Here is a 20,655-nt window from a genome sequence, read left to right on the forward strand (position 1 = left end):
GTCACGAGCGAAGAACTACTCAAAGTGCCATATTTGTAGCTTTGCCGGGCTGACAACTGTAAGCTACAAATATGGCTCATTTACCCTGGTCTTGGGTCGCCGATCCCACTGGTCTCGGCGGCGTCATCCGCGACGCACGCCGCAGCCGGGGCCTGCAGCAGGTAGACCTCGCTGAGCGCCTGGGGGTGTCACGCCGCACCGTCTCGCGCATGGAACGCGGTGAGTCCGTCTCGATCGAGACCGCACTGCGGGCGCTTGCCGAATGCGGTGTGGCATTGGCCGCGGTGCCGAAATTTGCCCGCGTGGAGGTGAGCGATGGCTAGCCGCGTCGAGCCACTTGACGTGTGGCTCTACGGAATTCGCGTCGCTCGACTGACGCAGCCGAACTCGGCGCGTGTTCACTACCGGCTGGACTTCACCGAGGAGGCGCTCGACACCTACGGCGAAGGACGCCGCATCCTGTCGCTGGCGCTGCCTGTTTCACGCAAACCTGTCACCGACGCACCCGGCGGGCACTTGCCGGTCACCAGTTTTCTCAAAGGTCTGCTGCCCGAGGGAAACCTGCTCCAGCAGCTCGCCACCGCGCAACGCGTCCCGACCTCGGATCAGATGGCATTGCTACGCGCAGTCGGCGCGGACTGCGCCGGCGCGATTCAGTTCCTCCGCGCGGGAACCTCCCGGCCGCAACCGTCCGTGCGCAGACTCAGCAGCGTCGAGGTCACACGCATCGTCGCCGACCTGCCCACCTACAACCTGCCCGATGGCACCCTTCCGCAGGCGTCGCTGGCCGGCATTCAGGACAAGCTTCTGCTGGTCGATCTCGGCGGTGGGCAGTGGGGACTTCCCGAAAATGGTGCGGCCTCAACACACATCGTCAAGCCGGAGCCGCTGCACGGAACCATTCCGCACCTGATCACCGCGGAAAACTGGTCCCTACACGTCGCGACGGAAGCCGGGTTGACTGCGGCGCAGTCGCATCTGGCGATGTTCGACCAGCGCAACGCGATCGTCCTCAAGCGCTACGACCGCCACGATTCGGGTCAACGCATCCACCAGGAAGACCTCTGCCAGGCCCTTGGGCTCGCCCCCGAAAGCAAATACGAGACACCGCAGGAGTTCCATGCGCAGGGTTCGCGGCTCTCCCGTGTGATCGCCTTGGCTGCCGCCCAGGCCGCGGCTGATCCCACAGAGCTGCGGATCGCCCTGTTGTCGGCGCTGACCTACAACATCGTCACAGGCAACGGTGACGCGCATTCGAAGAACTACTCGCTGCTGATCGGAACGCGCGGGGAGGTGTCGTTTGCACCGCTGTACGACACGGCGCCGGTCATGTTCATCGACAACAGATTCCGCGGCACCGGGCATGTGATCAACGGCAAGATACGCATCCCCGAGGTCGAAGTCGACGATCTCGTCGCCGAGGCCCGGACGTGGGGTCTGCCCGCGAAGCTGGCGCAGCGCAGCGTGGAATCGACCATCGACGCCACCCGGGCCGCGATCGCCGCCATTACGCCGCCGGTCGGCCTCGCCGCGATGCGCTCCAATCTGGACGCGTTGTGGACGCGCAAATCCTGGGGCGCGCCTGGTGCACCGGGCAATGCGCTTCACACCCCGCATGCGGCCGACGATGAGAACGACGGGAAGGTACTGGTCCGCGGGCATCACCGCGGGAACAGGTGGGTCGATTATCACTGGCGCGACCGCCCGCACAGATGAGCACGTCCGCATCGGTCAAAACGGGAAAAGGGCGTCTCCGATTGCTCGAAAACACCCTTTGGCCTTGGTCGGCCTGTTGCAAGATTATTCAAAATATGACGCAGTAGGTTTACGCCATCTGTTGCAGCGCATTGAATCAACACCAAAACGTCGGTCTACCAGCGCAAAGATTGCGCCGGAACGCCGCTTGTACCGTCGCCTCTCCCCCGAAACCATCGTTGAGTTGGCTGCTGCATACGAAGCAGGTGAGTCGACAAATAGTCTCTGTCGCAGGTTCGACGTCTCGAAAGGCGGAGTCCTGAAGCTCCTCTCCGATCATGGCATCGCGATGCGCCAGCAGCCCATGACCCAGGGCGAGATTGATGAAGCGGTCCGGCTGTATGTCGCTGACGGCCTTTCTATCCGCGCCATCGCCCAACAGCTCGGCAAGAGCAAAGGCAGTCTCTGGAAGGCGTTGCACCAACGAGAAGTGCCAATGCGGCCCGCTCACTGACGGTGTTGAGTCGTAACGGCACTCAGCTGCCAACGTCACTCACTCGGTCGGCGGTGCTAGGTCAATTTCTGTTGCAATCCGTTGTTCGATCGCTGCACGACAGGCTGCCTGCAGCGTCTGCGCAACCCTCTTGTTTCCGACAACCTTGCTCAGGCTTTCGGTGTCCGCATCAACAACGGCTTGCAGCTCTGTGAGCCCCGCATTCTTCAGCGCGAGTAGCTGTTGGCGATTGAGACCGAGCCCCAGTTGCGCTAGGTCGATCAGGTCTGGCGGGATGCCGAACTCAAGGCGGGTGATCGTCCTTCCGACCAGAGCCTGAACCTCGCTGGCGTTGTCTGGATAGAGCTCCTTCAGTACGGCTCCGACTGCAGGCAGAAGGTCACGTATCCGATCGGCGACAGAGCGAACGACGCCGGCCATCGCGGGCCGATTTCGTAGGTGTTGGTTCAGGTTCGCTTCCAGCACTGACATCTCGATGCCATTGATCAAGAAGATTGCAGATGATGCTTTCTTCGTGCGACGAGCGATCGTCGCCGTGTCGGCTGCTGTCCGGTGTATGGCCCGTAAGGGCACTCTGTCGACCTGCTGCTGCACAAGCACATTCGTCCACATCTGCGGCTCGGGGCTGTTTCTGCGGCCGTTAACCGGGATGTACACCTCATCAACTTCAACCGTGAGCTGGGCTGCAGCGATGAGCGTCGTGCTCTTGATCGCGGAGATGTCCACTCCAGACAGCGCAGAGGACAGCCGGACGATCGAGTCAACATGGACTCCAGACTCACCAGCGAAGCGGCCGAGCGACGTGAGCCGATACCCGTCAGCGTCCACTTCGATCAACCGCGCGTTGGCGAGCTGATCAAAACCGCGTCCCAGCTCATCTCGAGTCCACTGTTGGTTACCACCTTCTCGCGCTTGCTGTGCGGCCAGGCTTGAATCCAGGAAGCCGATAACGTCCTCCTCTGTAACGGATTCACCTGTCGCGCCTATAAAAAGAGCGAAGACACGCAACATCAACGTGCGAGGATCGCCGTCTGTGATCAGTTGAGAACGCAGCGGTTCGAGCTCTCCATGGACGTAGCCGTGCCATGCGTTCGCCGTCCCCAACTCGGCATTTGCCAGTAGGTACGATTCACCAGCGGTCGAGAATCCGAGCCGACCAGCCCGTCCCACCATGTTCTTGTACGAGGCAACGGTGTACGGCCTCGACTCGGGGCCCGGATGCGTGAGGCCAGCGATGACAACCGCCTCCGCAGGCGTGTTGACACCCATTGCAAGCGTTGTGGTGCCAACGATGACGTTTAGTCCCGAGTCCGGGTCGCGAAACGCATTCTCGATGGCTCGCCGTGCTGTGCGGTCAAGATCAGAGGTGTGGATCGCGACTCCATTGGCCAGTGTGCGCTGCAAAATCTCCGTACTGGCCGAGACCTCGCCAGTGGCTATCGCCTCCAGGACGGATGTTGCCGCAGGAAGGCCAAGTGCCCGAGATAGGTACCCGGCACACTCTGCAACTTCGGCTCGGGTGACGCGAAAGACGATGACCTTCTTGCCTTCGTCAACGAGCCGCTTCACCAGGGGAATGACGATGCTTCGGTTTCCGTCGTGACGGAGCGGTTGAACGAATGCCGGGGTACTGCCCTCCGTACCGTCTGCCGCTACAAATTGCAGCGTTCCAGAGCGTCCGATTACGCCTTCTTGCAGTGCAACTGGCCGAACAGAGGATTGGAGGTGGCCACCACCGATCCACCTGTCGAGACCACCGATATCTCCGACGACGGCAGACAAGGTGATGATCTGTGGTGACCCGACCTGACCGCGCCGGTTGTTGAGCAGTGTCATGAGGAATTCGAGATTGGACCCTCTACTCTCGTCTGTGAGGGTCTGCGCTTCGTCAATGACAACAACAGAGATCGAGTCAAGGATGTGCGGGTTTCCGAGCACGAGGTGTGTCAGCTTCTCATAGGTCAGAAGTGCAAAATCGTACTGCCCACGCAGGAATTCAGACACCTGATCACTGTCGTCGCCTGTCGTCCTGATGGTTTTGATACCAAGCGGGCCATACACACGGGTGAACTGTTCATACTTGTCGTTGACCAATGCTTTCATCGGCAGGAGGAAGACCGTCCGGCCGCGCGACGCTGACGCCTTGATCGCGGCCAACTCGCCAATCATCGTCTTGCCCGAAGACGTTGGGGCAGTGACGACAAGGTTCTTGCCGTCGAGCACACCATAGTCGTTGATGGCTCGCAGCTGCAGGTCGTTGAGTTGGCTGATACTGCCGGACCAGCCGTCGAGCACCTCTTGCGGAAGCCCGTACTGAACAAGGGATGCAGGGTCACTCGTCGCCGGCTGACGTACCCGATCCGGGAAGAGTGCGCCGTAGTTCGACCCCGCGGTGAACGTAGGCCAAAGCAGTCTTCCGTCGACCTGACCCCTGAGCGTCGGTGTCTGGACTTGCCAAAGCTGGGCGGCATCAGCAAGTACGCGGTTGGTGACGTAACCGACCACCTTCAACACATCGATCTGATCGCCGTCGCGAACATCGTCGACTCCCTGCAGCGCCTCCAGCAGTCGGTAGGTGAACAGTCCGTGACGATGAAGCGCGGACTCCAATGCCTCCTCATCGTCCGCGGAAGCCGTCAACACCAACCGGCCGGTTCCGATGAAGCGGGACAGAATGTCTGTGGGTGTCTTACGCGTTATCCCGCGTGACGTGAGACCTGTTGCAAACACGCGACTCCCGAGACCACCCGAGAAGCAGCAGTCCAGCGCGCACAGGACCGTCTTGCCGTTGATTCGGGAAAGGGTGTCGGCAAGCTCATCCAGCGGCAGCGACGTCGCTGCGAGGTCTGCGACGTCTGTGTCGTAGCAGACGATCTCATGGGTGTCCGAGCCGTGGCCCGCGTAGAAGATGAACACAACGTCATCTGGTCCGGCATCAGTTACCAGAGTCTCCAGTGCAGAACGGATCCCGTGGACGGTCGCGTCGGCATCGGTGAGCAGCACATGCGACGAGCCAGGAATCGTGTCGGCGAACAGCGCATGCAATGCGTTCGCATCACGCACTGCGCCGTTCAGCCAATTGATTCTGAGGTCGTAGTATCGATCGATACCAATAAAGAGACTGTGGAATTTCACGTGTTCCCCCGGCATCGTTGCCATTGACTATTACACGCCTCGGATCACATCCCGCAAGCTTGTCATAATTCTAACATGCGACATAGTGCCGAAGCGCTCGAAGTCGGTGACGCCACGACTGCTCGAACAATCAGCCTCACCTCGCTACAGAACCGAGATGATTCCGTCAAGATTTGCGCCAGTTAAAGGTACAATTAAGGTAGGAGGTTTCAATGGCGCCATTTGGACAAGGTAGCGAATTCAACATGGAGAAGGACGACTTCTCCGCGCTTGAAATCCGCGACAGCGGACAGCCGGGCGGATTTCACTATTTCTTCGATACGAAGCGGAACACGCTCATCACCGACTTCGTGCTGGAGGACCGGCAGCGGGTCAGTACGCTCTGCCAAATCACGCTGATTAAGAAGGATGACGGCTTCTCGCCACGCATCCGACTCTGGAAGAAGGACAAGACCAAGTTCAGCAAGAAGACGGCCGATCACACCGTCGATGCGGACGCGACGACGACCGTCATCAAGGCGAGCGTCGACACCGATTCCTGCCATGAGAACTTCTGGAAGCTGATCGACTTCATCCAGTCCTTCAAGGGGATTTCGCTTCCGGATTCAGTGTTCCAAGTCGTCACGGGTGACAGCGCGGTACTCGCCCAGCTGCTCCAGAACGAGGACCGACAGGTAGTGCTCAACGCCGTCCAGGCGGCGGTGGGCGAATCGCTCACCGAGCGCGACATCGGCATCATCTCGAATCGGAAAAAGCAGCTAGCAATTTTCAAGTCGCTGCTAACGGATTCGGCGTTCTTCGAGGAACGACGCCTCGAATTGCAGAAGCCAGGCAAGCAGCCGCCCGGCGACGAGGGTGTTTGGCAGAATTTCTTTGAGAATAATCAGTGGATATTCGGTTACGGGCTTTCGCTCATCGCATGTGAAGCGCTCGACGGCGAGAAGTTAGAGAAGATCACCACCGGAGCCAACATCTTCACCGGTGCCGGCAAACGGAGCGACGCCGTGATGAGATCGAAAGGTTTTATCAGCAGCCTTGTCTTCGGTGAGATCAAGACGCCGGACGCTCCACTGCTCGAGAAGGAAGCGTATAGAAAGCCAGATGTCTATCAGACATCACGCGAATTGAATGGGGCGGTCGCGCAGGTTCAAAAGACAGCAGAGAAGGCGATCCGCCAAATTAGTACGGACATCCACCGGCTATACGAGGATGACGGGACACCAACGGACGTTCAGGTGTCCTCAATCAGACCCAAGCGAGTGGTGGTGCTCGGCAATCTCGAACAGCTCGCTGTCGGCGGCAACCCCAATCCTGAGAAGACCTCGGCCTTCGAGCAGTATCGCAACTCAATCCACGATGTCGAGATCATCACCTTTGACGAACTGTATGAGCGGGCCCGCTTCATCGTCGAGGATGTCTAGCTAGCTGTTCTCGCGTTTCTGTCTCAGATCGGCGTGAGGCTGCGACGGCGCGATAGTAGTGCGACATCCTTGGTGTTGACGTCTCGCTTCAACCCGCGAAGAACGGCCTGCTGCGTCTCCGGTGTCCAGAAGATTCGAAGGCTGTCGCGAGCTCGTGTGACAGCGGTGTAGAAGATGTTGTGGGTAATGGCATCCTCGTTGGCGTCGGTGATGACGACCTTGACGGAGTCATATTCGAGGCCCTGTGCTTTGTGGATTGAAACGGCGTAGGCGACCTGGAACGGCACCGTCGTGTTCGTCGAGTCATCGTCGTCGTCGCTGACGTCGTAGTCATAGACCGAGAAGCGCACCGTACTGTCGGCAACCCAGTGTAGCTCTACACCGTCGACGTCGAATTCAGACACGTCGCGGTCGAGGATGACATCGAACTGCACGCCATCCTCGAACTGCTCGATTGCGGCAATTCGACCTTTGAGGTTGTTGTAGATCAGCGGCCTGAACCGTTCGGTTTCGTTGAACAGCACCGGATCACCTACTTTGTAGGTGGCGATGCCCCACCGGATAGCCTTGCCAGGGTTGCTGCTCTGTAAGAAGCGGTTGATGTTGTTGATGCCGTACAGGCCGTCGTAGTTCAGGCACAGGATGATCTCGTCCTTGCCCTGCGGCTCGAACAGAGTCCGGTCCAACACGGATGAGTAACCGTTGCGTGAGATGACCTCTGCGATGTCGTCGTCGATGTCTCGGACCTTCTGCCAGAACCCCAGGAGCGCCGGGTTCTTGGTCCGGAACGGCGTCGTGAGTTCGAAGACCGACGCGCTCGGTATGAACGAACGGATGATGCTGAACCAGTTTCCGAATTCAATCGCCTCGATCTGGTAGACGTCACCCACGAGGACGACCAGCTTGGCGGTTGTGTTCTCCAAGATGTTGATCAGATCGGCGTTGCCGACCGTGCTGGACTCGTCGATGACCAAGAGGTCATATTCTGAGCCTCCTTGATACGTCTGGCTGCGGATTGTCCGGAAGGTCGAGTCTTGGGCAGTGACCCTGCGCTTCAGGTTGTCGACAGCCGGATTGGTATGGGCCAGAAATAGTTTCGTCTTGTCGTTGAAGTAGTTCGCGATGTGATCGACCATCGTCGATTTGCCGGTACCCGCGGCGCCGTAAATGAGGGCAACCTTAGACTGGCTGAACAGCCGCTTCAGCGCATCCTTCTTGGCCTCGTCATCGATCAGCCGCGGCGTTTGATCGAGCCAGTGCTGAACTGCATCGGTGTACCCGTCGATGCCTAATGCGGCGAACTCCTGAAGTTTCCCGACGATCGCAACCGTATCGTCTTCGTACTTTCGAATGAAGACGTGCCCCTTGTCCTGTTCGAGCCCTCGTAGGTCACGATGCTTCCAGTAGAGCCGTTGGTTGTAGGTACGGATCAGCTGAGCGACATCCCCGAGATCCTCCAGTTCCACGACGGGTGTGTATAGCACAGCACGGCGTTCAACGTTGTTCTTGACTCGGCGAGCGAGCAGCTCGTGATTTCGGCCGGTCGAGTCGAGGCACTCCACTAGATCCCAGTAGCGCGGGTTATGCGCCATCGGCGACGTACAGAAGGGCATCTCGTCGAACGGAATGCAGCCCCACTGCAGGTTGAGCCCCGATAACCGTTGGCAGCCCTCCCAGTTGTACTGCGGCTTCAGGATCTGGTTATGCATCCGCTGCATGAGGTATCGAATCAGGTTGTGCCCAGGCGATTTAATTCGAATGATGCGGCGTGCCTCATCGAGAGCCGGGAATATCTGCGGCTTGCTGACGCTCACGGTGGCCGCCTCTTTCGCCGCGGCGTACTTGGCATCCGACATGTCCATCAGGTCCAGCAACGAGCCTCTTCCGCTAGTTAGCCCTTTCATGAGGTAGCGGTATTCGGGTCCGTTCGTTCGGACCTTGGTGTCGATGTCGAACAGGCGGGCGAAGTTGTCGAACTCGCACGGGCGGATCGAGACCTTCCAGTCACGAATGATAGTGATCGGCATCCTCTGGTCAAGGACCGTGATCGACGCACTCTCCAGCGTCAACCACGCCGAGTACTTGTCAGTCATGTCGATCTCGGTGAATGCGATCACCCGGTCGAACTTGCTCACCTTGTTGACGGCTTTGAAGAAGGTCACCTCGTAGAAGATCCGTCCGCCGACGAAGAACGGTTTCGTTCGGTGGATGTAGTACCGGACTCCTGGTCCGCTATCGAGTGGCTTCGACCGGACAGCATCAATCGCTGCGGTGATCTTCTCGTGGTACTCCCGTAGGGAGGGATCCAGATCGATCGGGAAGGCCTCCAAGTTGGCCAGGATGTCAATGCCGCACTTCTCGCGGGCCAGGCTCCGGATGCGGTGAAGGTACTCGTAGTACTTGAGCATCAACCGCTCGGAGGCGTCACCATCGACCGTGTAGTGCGAGGTACTGATCTGGGTGAGTTTGTGAAACTTCCCCAGGAAGTTGAGGTTCGCTTTCGACTTTACGAAGGCAAGCGCAGAATCGACTGCTGGATAGTGGAATTCGTCATTGGGGTTGCCGGACTGCAGAAGCATCGCAACACCCTCGATGAGGTTGCGCAGCTGAGCAAGAACGTTCTGGGATAGAAGATCTCGTTGGTCGGCGAGCGATTCGATGTTTCCACAGATCGCGTGTCGACGGCGTGGATCTGGCCGGCGATGGTCGTCACGATCTGTTCACTGCCTTCGACCCAAGGGAAAGCGCGCGGCGGGCGCTCGATCGCTGTGCCGCCATGTGGCTCCGACGCGTCCCCTTCCGCAAGAAACAGCCGCTGCGAACCGAGTACTCGTTCGGATCCTGATCGCATCGCAGCCCATCGGTACCACCCCAGAACCTCTGTTTTGAAGCCCTGGTCGGGTTCGCCTTTAGCCTCATCTCGGCCCGCGCCATGTAGGTCGTGTCTCCTCAGCTATCCAAGCACTTCGTAATCGATACGCATAGGTCGGTGCAGGTGTTTGCCGAGGTCAGATTGATTTCGTTCCCCCCGAAACGCCGGGCTCAGCGTATGTCACCGCCGTGGAAACTTTGCGGATTTAACGCTGCCGGTGATTACGTATGTCGGTGCGGGCCGCGCGGATCACGGGACGAACAGCCCCATAGATGCGTCTGCTACGTCTGACCGCAGTCGTTTGTGACCGCACTGCGGACGACTTGGCCGTCCCCTCCGGCATGCTCCGCACAGGGCGAGGGCACAGTCATGGACGCCACTTCGTCACATTGCACGCGTGCGCCCAACCTTCCCGGATGAAGTCAACGTTGACAGAGCCGAGGTGGTGGTCGCCGTCCCAATGACCGCAAGGTCGCCCGCGGTAGCTTCCCTCGCCGTGAAAGACGCCGATGGTGTTGCACTCCTGACAGCGGAACCAGTGCCCCGGGCCCACGTCGCTCCATCCATTTTCGTCGCTCAGCAGCCCGATAACAGGAATGTTCTCGCCAGACATCACGTCATCGAAGCTCGGGAACGGGCTGTATCCAACGAGTAGAAAGTCGTGTTGCCAGTGCTTCTTTAGGCCCGCTAACACTTTCGGGATCTCCGCCTCGAGCTCGTGTCTCGTCGCCGCCGGCTTGACCTCGACGATAAGCGGATAGTTACCCTCGATGAGAAAGTCGGGGATATAGCCGTCAGCATCGAACGGCTCGTAGGTATGTCGCCACCCGAGCCAATCCCATAAGGCCGCATATCTCGCCTCATGCCGTGATCGGTAGATGATCCCCTTGTACTCGGTGGGGATGCCGCGCGGACCCATCTCAGTAATTCTTCCAGGAGCGTCGAACGCCCGGTACCGGATCGCCAACCCACGATCAAGGACAACCGCCGGTTGCACGCTGATACGGATTCAGAAATCAGCGGATCGAGAAGTGATGCTCGCTGACCCGTCACGCGTTAGGGAGAATGGCTTTGTGGTCGACGACTCTGCTGAGCCGATACCGCCCATCGAGTACGCGCCGCGGTACTCAATGAACTTCGTCGCGCATTCGGACGGCGGATGATCCAGCCGAAGTGACATAGGAGCTGCTCGCAGCCGTCCGTATTCACCCCCGAAGGCGCGCGCATGCTCGACAACCTGACGATTGTCCAGTTGGAGTTAGGCCTGCGTCGCGGCTAATAGGTCAGTCAGAACCAGTCGCCGACTGCGAGCGGCGATACTCCGTCGCGTCGGCAAAGGGCGTCGCCCGTGTTCGAGAAAGGCAATGAAGGAGTGTTGGTCCGCGACGTCGCTGGTGGCGCCCCGGGGATCCGATTAACACTGGCGACCGTGCGAACCCGACACGACGGCTCAGCTCCAGAGTGTGGTTCCGGTTTTTACCCCTCAGATGAGGTAACGTTTCAGGAACTTACTCGTGACGGGAGGTCACAATGGCAGCACGGGTCGTCGTTGAACAGGAAGCACTAAGCCGCCTCGAACAGCTCGGTCTCAGCGTCGAGATCATCCAGCGATCGATACTGCGCGCCGAGGCCGAGGCCGCAACCTGCACTGAGTTTGACCCGCCCACGATGGCGGGGTTCACCCGCTACGGACGGACGGTACGCTTCCTGCGCGAGGAACTCGTCCCCCTAGGCTGGGATTACGACAACCCCCGCAACCTCTGCAGAACGATCAATCCGAGCCGGGAGTTTGCGATCGTCTCCACTTCTGGCGATGAGGCAACTGGAGACCCCGATCTCACGCCGTCGACTAAGAATCCGAAGGGCGCCGCGACCGAACTCGCGGTCGACGTGAACGATCAGCTTGCGTTCGATTTCGGCGATTCGAACCCTGTCCAAGAAACTGAACCCGAAGTCGACCAACTTGCCACCTGGTTCCTGCTCTACACAGTCACCGACACTGAGATCAAGGTCGAGCTCTCGCTGCCGAGCGGATTTGAGGGCAACTATATCGTTGACTGGCGAGAGCGGATCATCCTTCCACCCTTCACAATCGAAGCGGTCGTACCGGCCAAGAAGCGCGGAGACGACGAGGATGACACCGGTGATTACGTGGTTGAAGTTAGCCGACGCAGCTAACTCGAACCGACAGCGATGCTTAACCCATCGCGGCTGGCCATTGCACGTAAGCGCCGTGGCCTGACGCTGACCAGCCTTTCCCAGCTCACGGACATCAGCACGAGGAGTCTCTCTGCCTTCGAGAACGGCCACAAGTCGCCTTCTGATGAGACGTTGAGCGTGCTCGCTGACGTGCTTGAAGTTGATCCAAAGTTCCTCCGGGCAGGAGAGATCGACGAGATCCCGATTGATGCTGTGAGCTTCCGCGCGCTAAGCAAAATGACAGCCAAGCAACGAGATACAGCGCTAAGTGCCGGCCGAGTCGCCATCTTAATCAACGATTGGATCGAAGCGCGTTTCGCGCTGCCAACATCCGACATTCCGAGTCTGACGGGGCGGCCACCGGAGTCGGCGGCAGAGGAAGTTCGTGCACGGTGGGGTCTTGGCGAGAAGCCCATCGCGAATATGCTGCATCTTCTCGAAGCACATGGCGTGCGCGTCTACTCGCTGACTGCCGACAATGTTCAGCTCGATGCCTATTCGCTCTATTGGCATACGCAGCCGTTCATTTTTCTGAGCACCTCGAAATCCGGCGAACGCGGACGCTTCGATGCTGCTCATGAGTTGGGGCACCTTGTTCTCCATGGTGAGCATGAAGTGCCGCACGGGCCTCAGGCTGAGCTCGAAGCAAACCGATTCGCCGCGGCGTTCCTTATGCCTCGCGGCAGCGTTCTTGCTGCGGGACTTCGAGATGCCTCTGTTCCTCGAATACTCCATGCGAAGGGACATTGGAATGTTGCTGCGATGGCGCTAACACATCGGCTGAATGAGCTTGGGCTACTGACCGAGTGGGGCTACCGCTCATGTTGCGTTCAACTCTCGCGGATGGGCTATCGACGGGGCGAGCCGTCAGGTATCCGTCGGGAATCATCCCAACTGCTGACGAAAGTGTTTAAGAGCCTGCGAGAGGATGGCGTACGCCCCTCCAATATCGCTTGTGACCTCGGAGTGCCGGCAGATGAGCTGCGGTCACATGTCTTTGGACTGACGCTAACTGCCGTTCCGGGGTGAGGTTAGGTCGGTCGACGCCAGAGTCTCAGACTCGGAATGCCGAAGGTGCATACGAAGCGCACGAAGCGCTCTTGTATCGTCTTCGTTGTATTCGACAATCTTGGCCCAGGCAGCGTTGTCGCCAGCACGAGCCCGTACGATTAGCTCCAGTGTGTCTGCACCGGTTAAACCTGCTGTACGCCAGGTGAATCCAGATTCTGACGCAAGCCGCTTGAGGCCGTACCCAATACCGGAGAAGTAGTGCTGACGTATCACGCTGAGTAGGTCGGTGGAGATGCCCAATAGACCTGCGGCCTGAGGCCCCAGCAGCTTGGTCAGGAATCTCGGCTCCGTAGAGCCGTAGTGGAAGATCCGGCAAGTTTTGCCTTGCTTAAGCGCGTCTTCCGCAATGGTTGTGACCGCCAATTCGAGTTGCTCGGCGAGCGCACGGTCATTGGCGTCAGCTTCGGCGGACCCGATGGGAGTGTACGTCGATTTTCCATCCTCTGTGAGGAGGTACCCCCAAAGGTAGGTGCGGCCGGCACTGTCGTGTTCGAGATCGATATCTATCTCAATGTCCGCGGTTATATCGAGCGGCCTAGTAGTTAGCCTGAGCAGGCCCTTGTGCACTGCAGCAGTTTGGTCGGATTCGTCGGGCTCACCGAGCAGCTCTCGGACAAGTGCGTCGAGCGTTCTGCCCTGCTGAGACTCCTTGATGACAGATCTAAAGTCTTGGCGAACCGCGATGTAGTTGTCGGAGACCAGTTTGCGTTGATTGAATAGCTCCGTGAGATCTTGCGACAACCGGCTGATATCTAGGTGTAGCTGATCATTCGGGTCAAAATTTGGGATGGGCAGCTTCCAGATCTGTTTGCACACATCGCGTTCATCCTTCCCGTAGGACATGAGTGGCCGAACCAGAGTCGTGAGTATTGGCGCATTCAGGATACCGGTCAGGTAATGAGCCTCTGAATTGGTCGACACCGCGCACCAGTACAGCTTGTAGTCAATCACGATGCGGGGATCGCTGACGATGGCTGCGTGGACATGCATCCCTGCTGAAGGGTAGACGACCCTAATCGGTCCAGCCGGGAGTTGATTAGTCAGGTCGTTCATGTAATTGAGTCGTTCAGCGAAACTCATTTTCCCAGAACTCTTCTCACGCCAAACGGCATCGACCGTTCGCATCCACTTGGCCAATCCCTGATACGCATCGATCTTGGATCCGCCCGGATCAAGCACTTCACCTCTTGGCGTCAGAGGTAGCACGAAAGTATCCGGTGCGAGGGTCCTAAACGGCACAACATGCTCACCGAGATAAACCGGGTGGAGGAACTGACGCTCGACTGTGCCGGAATAGTCTGGCAAATCTTTCCACGGCGCCTTCTCAGTCGATGACCGCAGCGAACGTACCGACACTGAGCCGCTTGGTACACCGAGAGGTCCCTGAATCTCCTGCACTCTGACGAAAGTGCGCGGGAAAAGCGTTGCGCCTGTGGAGAAACGATGATGGTACGAGGATACATCGTCGTCGGCGCTGGCGATTGTAAGCGCCTCGAGGCCTTGGCTAAGGCCCACCGCGTCCTCTGCCGCCACGTGACGCTTAGGCGCGCGACCTCGCCACACGACCGCCTGCGCTGGCATCGTCCTGTAGTCGGGCGTCCGCGTCCCGAAGATGACCGCCGAGCCCCGGGGAAACATGTGCGGCCGAATACGCCTGAGATCCCACGGAGTGTCGAATTCTACTCCCGCTCCATCGAATACCCCGCTGCGAAACCCAGTCCAGAAATCGCGGTCGATGACTGAGTTCGGCACTACAAAGCCAAGTCGTCCACCGGTTTTGAGGTACCGCTCGACAGCACATGCGACGAACACTCCGGCGAGATCCTGTTGCGTTGCAGTCGAAGCTTTATGCCAGAACCCACGCGCCTTGGATAGAGCTTTGAACTCCTTCTGCATCTCCTTGGTCATGAAGCGATAACTCAGCCAGGGAGGGTTCCCCACGAGGCAGTCCACCCGGTTTTCTTCGCGCGCGAGCCAGGCTGGACGTGAGACGTTTCGGACGTAGTAGGACCAGATGTGATTCCGCTCGGCTTCATGGAGTTGCTTCAGTCTCATAAAGTTTTCGTTTAGTACAGCTATATCTTCCGGCGCAATCGCGAGGCGGCGGACAGTGCCGTCGCTGAGTCGAATCCTGTTAGTTCCTTTGGCGCGACCACTCTCCTCGACTAGGTCAGTGACGATCTGGTCGAAGCGAGCAGAATCAGCGAGTAGGTGGTTAGGAAATACCAGTGGCGCTGAGAGCAGTTGGTCTCCGACATTTGTCGGTATTCGAAGGTCGTCAATTGTGAGTAGCTCCTGCTGTTGATTCCAGCCGAGGGAGTCACCGAGATAGATCGGTACCGCGAGTGTGCCGCGGTTGGGTTCGGCGAGCCGGTGTCGGCCGAGAGCTAGGAGATAGGTAACTCTTGCCAGCGCGACGGCGACGGGATGCAGGTCGATACCGATGACTCTGGAGCTGACCGTTGCCATCGCCGTAGTCAGCGGGATGCCTGATTGTTCAGCTGCGTGGAGGTATCTCCGCACAGCGTAGAAGATAAAAGTGCCTGAGCCACAGGAGGGGTCGAGTACTCGTTGATTGACGGGGTCCGTCACAACCTCACCGACGACCCGCTTCGCTAGCCAGTCTGGTGTGTAGTACTCCCCTAGTGATTTGCGGACCTCAGGACTAATGACAGATTCGTAGAGCACCTTCAGTACGTCGTGCTCGACATTGGACCAGTCAAACCGCGATAGGCGCCGCGCGAGTGAAGAAATGAACCCGCTGCCGCCGGGGACTTCGATGATCCAGTCGAAGAAATCGCGGTCGACGACACCGAATATTCCGGCAGCGACAAATAGGTCGCCGGAAAGCAGTGTCTCAGGCGCGATTTCGGTCACGTTGAGGTCGAGCACCAAGTGCGCGATGACCTCTGCCGAGTTCACCAGTAGCGTGTGCTCTAAGAATAGCTCATCAGTGTTTGAAAACTGAGTACCCAAAGCGGACGTAAGGAGCTTCGCCCACAGTTCACGTTTCAACACAACGGTCGGCTCGTCGCGGTGATCATTGTAGATGGCACGCAATGTTGCGTAGTCCAATGCGTGGGATGAGGAAGAGGCTCCAAGCCTGTCGTGAATCTCGTCAGGAGTTGGAGCGATGGTTTGCTTAGTAGCTAAGACACCTTCCAGCCAATTCAGCAGCGCTAGGGCGCCGGTGTCGCCGACGTCCGCGTGGTGGCGCGTCGCTTCGGCTAATTGTCCATCGACTTCATGGAAGGCGATCCACATCGCGCCGTCGGTAAGGATGCCGACGTACCGTTGCCCCACCTCCTGCTGACGGGTTTGTACGTAGTCAGAGAGTTGGTTGGATGCGGCGGCAACCGCTGAGGGACTGTCGAGCGACTTCTTGACTTCAATGACGGTACGACCGACTTCGACGTCGATACGTCGGTGCTTGTCTCCGACCTGGGCTTCAAGTTGTACGTCGCTCAATCCAAGCTCACTATCGAGCAGGAGCATACGAACGTCAGATTGAATCGTCGCTTCAGACCGCACACCTTCGGCTTTGGTAACCAGCCTGTCCATCAGAGCTATGCGGTCTGCCATGGATGCGACAGTATCGGCTCACTCATCGATCACGGGTTAGCTTCAGCTTCGAGCCGCGTGGTTCGCAGCACGTCCGCGACCGCTCGGGTCGGCCTCAACGTCATAAATGGACGCCAACGCCAGCACTGACTGGCAAGGCGCTTGATGGAGTCTGCGCACCGTGAAGTCGCGCAACTGACGTCAAGTTCATTCGCCGCGGCCCTGCGAAGGACGCCACCTGACCACCCCAATAAGGCCGGCTTAGCCCAGTCTCAGCTGCAACTGCGCTCTACCGCGGTGCTGAGGCGCGGCAGCTTAGAGGATCCCGATCGATGGTTAGGCTATCCCGGTGGCGGATTCTTGTCGCGGCTGCGTGGGTAGGTATTGCGCTCGCCAATCGTGCCATCGAGCTTCTTGACGACGTGCTCGACGCCACGATCAATCGCCATCTGTCGCCCGACAGCCTGCGCTTCGGCCTTCGTCTCGGCCGTATTGGAAGCGCGCTGACCACCTTGTGCCCGATTCTTCCAAACGCCGTCTTCGTGGTATGTCTCGATGTCGCCATTCGCCATCGTCCACTCCTTTCCGTGCAAGATTCACGATAGGTACACACACCGACAATCTCGGAGACCACCCGGCCGGGCTTCCCGCGACTTGGCGCCCGACGGTGCGACGATGGCGAAGTGAAGCGAATCTCGGCGCAGGCCTACCAAGCGCTTCGCGACGCCCTGTCGCTCATTACGTGGAACAAGTCGGCGTTTGAGTCCATCCTGCGCGACGCATTGAGAAACTGCCCGGAGTTGCTCGTAGGTCTCGATTTCGATGGTGTCAGCAAGCGCGAGACTGCCGACGCGTTGATCGACCGCTTGGCCGCCAACGAATCGACCTATCAAACGACGACGGTCGAGTTGATGCTCGATATCGCGTCGATGACCCGGTTTACAAATATCGAACGAATCAAGGATGCCTCCGAACGAGCAACCTGGCTGCGACGGGCCGAAGACGCTGTCGGCGCACTCCGTGTCCTCGTGGCGCCGTATCGGGATCATGTCACGACAAGAGAAAATGCAGCTGCGGCGCGGCAGTCCCATACGGCCGGACAGGCGGCGCTTCGACGGTTCTCGGATGAACTCGACTCACTTCGCGAGCAGTATGTGCTGATGCACGCTGCTGACGATCCGCACGCACGAGGCAAGGCGTTCGAAGTTCTTCTGAGGGACGTGTTCCTACTGTTCGACATGGAGCCTCGCCTGAGCTACGACCTGCCTCATGAACAGATCGACGGGTCGCTGAGCTTCGACACCGACGACTACGTTGTGGAGGCCCGCTGGCGCAAGGAGCCGACCGGACGTGGCGACCTCGATGTGTTCAAGACCAAAGTGGAACGCAAGGGTCGCAATGCCGTTGGCTTGTTCGTCAGTGTCAATAACTTCAGTAGCGACGCGCTCGCACAGTACGACTCGGCAAGCCCGTTCGTCGTGTTCACCGGCGAAGACATCTATATGGTCCTCGAAGGTCGCATCCGACTCGATGAGCTCCTCCGCGCCAAGAAACGCCACGTCAACGAAACAGGCGACTGCTACCTCGCCGCGAGAAGCCTGTTGGTCTAGCGCTACCGGCGCCTCCGCCGCTTCCAGAGTGGCAACTTTCAACCGCATTTCAGCCTCGGCCTTGTGACTCACCAACTGCGTGTTCCATCGCGACCACATGCGGAACACCAGGCAGGATCTCATTTATGGCCGCTCACGATGCACCACTGACCGACGCCCAGCTCAAGGTGTTGCTGAGGCCTCGACTCCGGTGAAAGTGTCTAGGTATTTCACCGGCGCGGTTGAAATACCAGCTTTCCACTACCTAACGAATCTGGTTTGGGCCTAGTATGGCGATCGGGAGTGAACCAGTACTTTTTGTTCCGTCGTAGGTTTCCGCGCGCATAGCAACATCGGGGAAGCTCCAAAGCGCACCTAAGTCGAAGTCGTGCGAGTATTCGTCGCTTAGTTGGCTGTAATTACAGAACTTGAGATCAAAGCGTACGAAAATTCCGCCTCCGGGCATAAAGCTACCTAGGGCGAGCGGGACACCGGGTTCAAGCCCGGTCGCAAGATTCCGCCATACGTCACCGCTCTCGCGACTCGATACTTGGATACTCGCCTCATCGATGTGGCTACACTCCGGTATATCGGTGACAACAAGTTTTACATCGTTCTGTCGCACACTCCCAGTGTTCTGGTAGTTCGCCGTGACGGTGACTGATTGATCAGCTTTTATTGATTGATCGGTGCCGAATTCTTCCGCCCGGTCTACGGATAGCTTTCCGGTCACCAAGAAATCAGCCTTGTCGGTGACGAAATCAAACGTTAGATACCCGACACAACGTGACTCGCCACTAAGCACACCATCCATCGCATCGCATCCAACCAGCGCTCCCTCCGGACTGAAGAGGTCCTTAACAGCCAAACTGCTGCCGTCTGCACGTCCAAGCGTGTGCCACACCGCGCTGTCAGGCACTATCCTCATCCACACGATGTCATCTGGCGATGGCAGGTGCACGGCAGCAGAATCCCAGACCCTTTCTGGAAGTGCATTGTCAGCCGTGATGTACGCATTGAGGACTCCCGATCCTTTGGTACTTTCCCCCCACTCAAGTCTGACCCGAGTGTTCAGCGACGGACCCACGCGCGGCGCGGCCGCATTCTCAACAAAAAGGAACCCTGTGTACCGAGCCATAGGTTTGATAAGTATCTGGTCGGAATACGCCGAGGCCGATGCGTCAGCAGGCTTTATCCGAAAATAGTTTCGTTCATCACCATATGTGGGGCGGTGGAGCGAATTCATTGTGACGTACGGCGCCGGATTCTCAAGAGTGAACATGTCACGCGCCGGCCCCCAGCCAGACTCAGCCGCCCAAGGTGGATCGGGGTCGACCGCAGGTCCATGCACTTGGTCTGCCAGATCGTGTGCCGAGTATTGTTCATTTAATAAGACGACACCGATAGTGACATTAATTGCCAGAACGATCACTACCGCAGTTTGGATTGCACGCCGCGTGGCGCTACCGGCTCTGTAGATCTTCAGACGCATTATCGCACCACCTTTCGAGCCGTTCTAAGAATTCGGTGTCCGGCTCCCTAGCCTGAGAATTTGCACGTGCGGTAGCCACGCCTTCACTCAGGTGCTGCATTTCGGAGGTAAGCTTGGAGTCTGCGAAGGAGTGGAAGCGACAACCGAACTCGGCATTCTGAAGTTCCGTTTCCAGCATCGCCCAGTCGTGTCGCCTCTGATCCCGCTGCAGGGGAGCGACCACGTACCCAAGCTGAACGGTGGTGAGGGTCTCACGTAACGAAAGTACGGCACTGAAGCAGCTTGCGCGCGTTGCCTCGACCTTGGACTCGTCACTGATGCGATACGGGACATAAACGCCAGTAAAAACGAGGCCAATGACAGTCACGATTGAGCCAGCAACCGCTGTTTGGCTTCGCTTCAGTGAAGCACCGCACTGTCCCATACCGAAGGCGCTCAAAGCCTTTCTGAGCGCCCATAGGGAAAGCGAGATCAGCCCGTATGCCCCGATCCCGGCCACGAAAGCAATACCGACAATTTGGATTGTCTCTACCGCGCTGGCCGACAGCCACGCCACGGCGCCTCCTCGTAAGCGGTATACAGATATACACGGGCATTCTTTGTCGCTATATCTATTGACGAACTAAACGAAACGTCCCGGGGTCGCGAAACACTGTCTAGCGGACGGCGCGATCTTGATCGATTGATGCGGCGTGCCTGATACAGCCCATACGCCGAGACTCACGCGGGCGGTAAGCACGAGAACCCTCTTAGTGAGCCGCCTCGAACGCTTCGACTATCTCCGCCTTGATTCGCCCGCGGTCCGAGACTTCGTATCCCTTTTTCCGCGCCCACTCGCGGACGGCAGACAGCTGCTCCTTCGAGCTAGCGCTATTACTGCCAGCTTTCTTCACGCGCCGCGGCCCGGGCTTACGCACCTTCGCTGCGGCATCGACGTAAGGCTTCAGCACCTTGTTGAGCTTAGCAATGTTGGCGTTAGTCAAGTCGATTCGATACTCGATGCCTTGTACAGAGAACTCGACCCGCTCACCGCCACCGGCAGCGATTTCAGAGCCGTCGATATCGTCAATAAGTTGGCGGACAATGCGTTCAGCCATGGGTATTCC

General features: G+C 58.4%; 15 protein-coding genes. 7 read left to right on the forward strand and 8 right to left on the reverse strand.

Annotated elements, in window-relative coordinates; translation table 11 throughout:
- Positions 1-71: 71 nt before the first annotated feature.
- From ACLBYA_RS18895 to ACLBYA_RS18905, 3 genes are all read left to right on the forward strand, one after another.
- Positions 72-323 carry a helix-turn-helix transcriptional regulator gene (locus ACLBYA_RS18895; RefSeq protein WP_447710965.1) on the forward strand — a complete coding sequence of 84 codons (252 nt, stop codon included), beginning with the start codon at positions 72-74 and terminating at the stop codon, positions 321-323.
- A complete protein-coding gene (locus ACLBYA_RS18900) occupies positions 316-1,716 on the forward strand; it encodes a type II toxin-antitoxin system HipA family toxin (protein WP_447710966.1) in 1,401 nt (466 codons plus the stop codon). Before ACLBYA_RS18895 ends, ACLBYA_RS18900 begins: the two co-directional genes overlap by 8 nt.
- Positions 1,717-1,780: 64 nt before the next feature.
- Positions 1,781-2,209 carry a helix-turn-helix domain-containing protein gene (locus ACLBYA_RS18905; protein WP_447710967.1) on the forward strand — a complete coding sequence of 143 codons (429 nt, stop codon included), beginning with the start codon at positions 1,781-1,783 and terminating at the stop codon, positions 2,207-2,209.
- Positions 2,210-2,248: 39 nt separating this feature from the next.
- Here ACLBYA_RS18905 and ACLBYA_RS18910 read toward each other — a convergent pair whose 3' ends face one another.
- On the reverse strand, positions 2,249-5,368 hold the full coding sequence (locus tag ACLBYA_RS18910) for a DEAD/DEAH box helicase (protein ID WP_447710968.1): 3,120 nt from the start codon (positions 5,366-5,368) through the stop codon (positions 2,249-2,251).
- 221 nt (positions 5,369-5,589) lie between these two features.
- Between ACLBYA_RS18910 and ACLBYA_RS18915 the strand changes: the two genes are divergently transcribed.
- On the forward strand, positions 5,590-6,765 hold the full coding sequence (locus ACLBYA_RS18915) for a Shedu immune nuclease family protein (protein WP_447710969.1): 1,176 nt from the start codon (positions 5,590-5,592) through the stop codon (positions 6,763-6,765).
- Between the two features lie 23 nt (positions 6,766-6,788).
- Here ACLBYA_RS18915 and ACLBYA_RS18920 read toward each other — a convergent pair whose 3' ends face one another.
- Positions 6,789-9,344: an ATP-dependent DNA helicase gene (locus ACLBYA_RS18920; protein ID WP_447710970.1), complete on the reverse strand. Its 2,556-nt coding sequence runs from the start codon at positions 9,342-9,344 to the stop codon at positions 6,789-6,791.
- 660 nt (positions 9,345-10,004) lie between these two features.
- Positions 10,005-10,556 (reverse strand): hypothetical protein, encoded by a 552-nt coding sequence (locus ACLBYA_RS18925; RefSeq protein WP_447710971.1) that lies wholly within the window; start codon positions 10,554-10,556, stop codon positions 10,005-10,007.
- A 611-nt stretch (positions 10,557-11,167) separates the two neighbouring features.
- Here ACLBYA_RS18925 and ACLBYA_RS18930 point away from each other — a divergent pair.
- Together ACLBYA_RS18930 and ACLBYA_RS18935 are read left to right on the forward strand one after the other, a co-directional pair.
- Entirely contained in the window at positions 11,168-11,815 is a 648-nt protein-coding gene (locus ACLBYA_RS18930; RefSeq protein ID WP_447710972.1) for a hypothetical protein, read from the forward strand.
- A gap of 15 nt (positions 11,816-11,830) precedes the next feature.
- Positions 11,831-12,865: a helix-turn-helix domain-containing protein gene (locus ACLBYA_RS18935; protein ID WP_447710973.1), complete on the forward strand. Its 1,035-nt coding sequence runs from the start codon at positions 11,831-11,833 to the stop codon at positions 12,863-12,865.
- Here the strand turns inward: ACLBYA_RS18935 and ACLBYA_RS18940 are convergent.
- Complete coding sequence (locus tag ACLBYA_RS18940; protein WP_447710974.1) at positions 12,845-16,489, reverse strand: ribonuclease H-like domain-containing protein; 3,645 nt, start codon at positions 16,487-16,489, stop codon at positions 12,845-12,847. The two genes, ACLBYA_RS18935 and ACLBYA_RS18940, sit on opposite strands and share 21 nt — an antisense overlap.
- Positions 16,490-16,809: 320 nt before the next feature.
- Complete coding sequence (locus tag ACLBYA_RS18945; protein WP_447710975.1) at positions 16,810-17,040, reverse strand: DUF2188 domain-containing protein; 231 nt, start codon at positions 17,038-17,040, stop codon at positions 16,810-16,812.
- A 111-nt stretch (positions 17,041-17,151) separates the two neighbouring features.
- Between ACLBYA_RS18945 and ACLBYA_RS18950 the strand changes: the two genes are divergently transcribed.
- Positions 17,152-18,078, forward strand: a complete 927-nt coding sequence (locus ACLBYA_RS18950) for a restriction endonuclease (RefSeq protein WP_447710976.1) — start codon at positions 17,152-17,154, stop codon at positions 18,076-18,078.
- 244 nt (positions 18,079-18,322) lie between these two features.
- On the opposite strand, the gene ACLBYA_RS18955 is transcribed toward ACLBYA_RS18950, so the two are convergent.
- The 3 genes from ACLBYA_RS18955 to ACLBYA_RS18965 form a co-directional block, all read right to left on the reverse strand.
- Positions 18,323-19,549: a hypothetical protein gene (locus ACLBYA_RS18955; RefSeq protein WP_447710977.1), complete on the reverse strand. Its 1,227-nt coding sequence runs from the start codon at positions 19,547-19,549 to the stop codon at positions 18,323-18,325.
- Complete coding sequence (locus ACLBYA_RS18960) at positions 19,521-20,105, reverse strand: hypothetical protein (RefSeq protein WP_447710978.1); 585 nt, start codon at positions 20,103-20,105, stop codon at positions 19,521-19,523. Before ACLBYA_RS18960 ends, ACLBYA_RS18955 begins: the two co-directional genes overlap by 29 nt.
- A gap of 193 nt (positions 20,106-20,298) precedes the next feature.
- Positions 20,299-20,646, reverse strand: coding sequence for a histone-like nucleoid-structuring protein Lsr2 (locus ACLBYA_RS18965; protein WP_447710979.1), 348 nt, complete (start codon positions 20,644-20,646; stop codon positions 20,299-20,301).
- Positions 20,647-20,655: the final 9 nt, after the last annotated feature.

Source organism: Mycobacterium sp. C31M, from assembly GCF_053345865.1.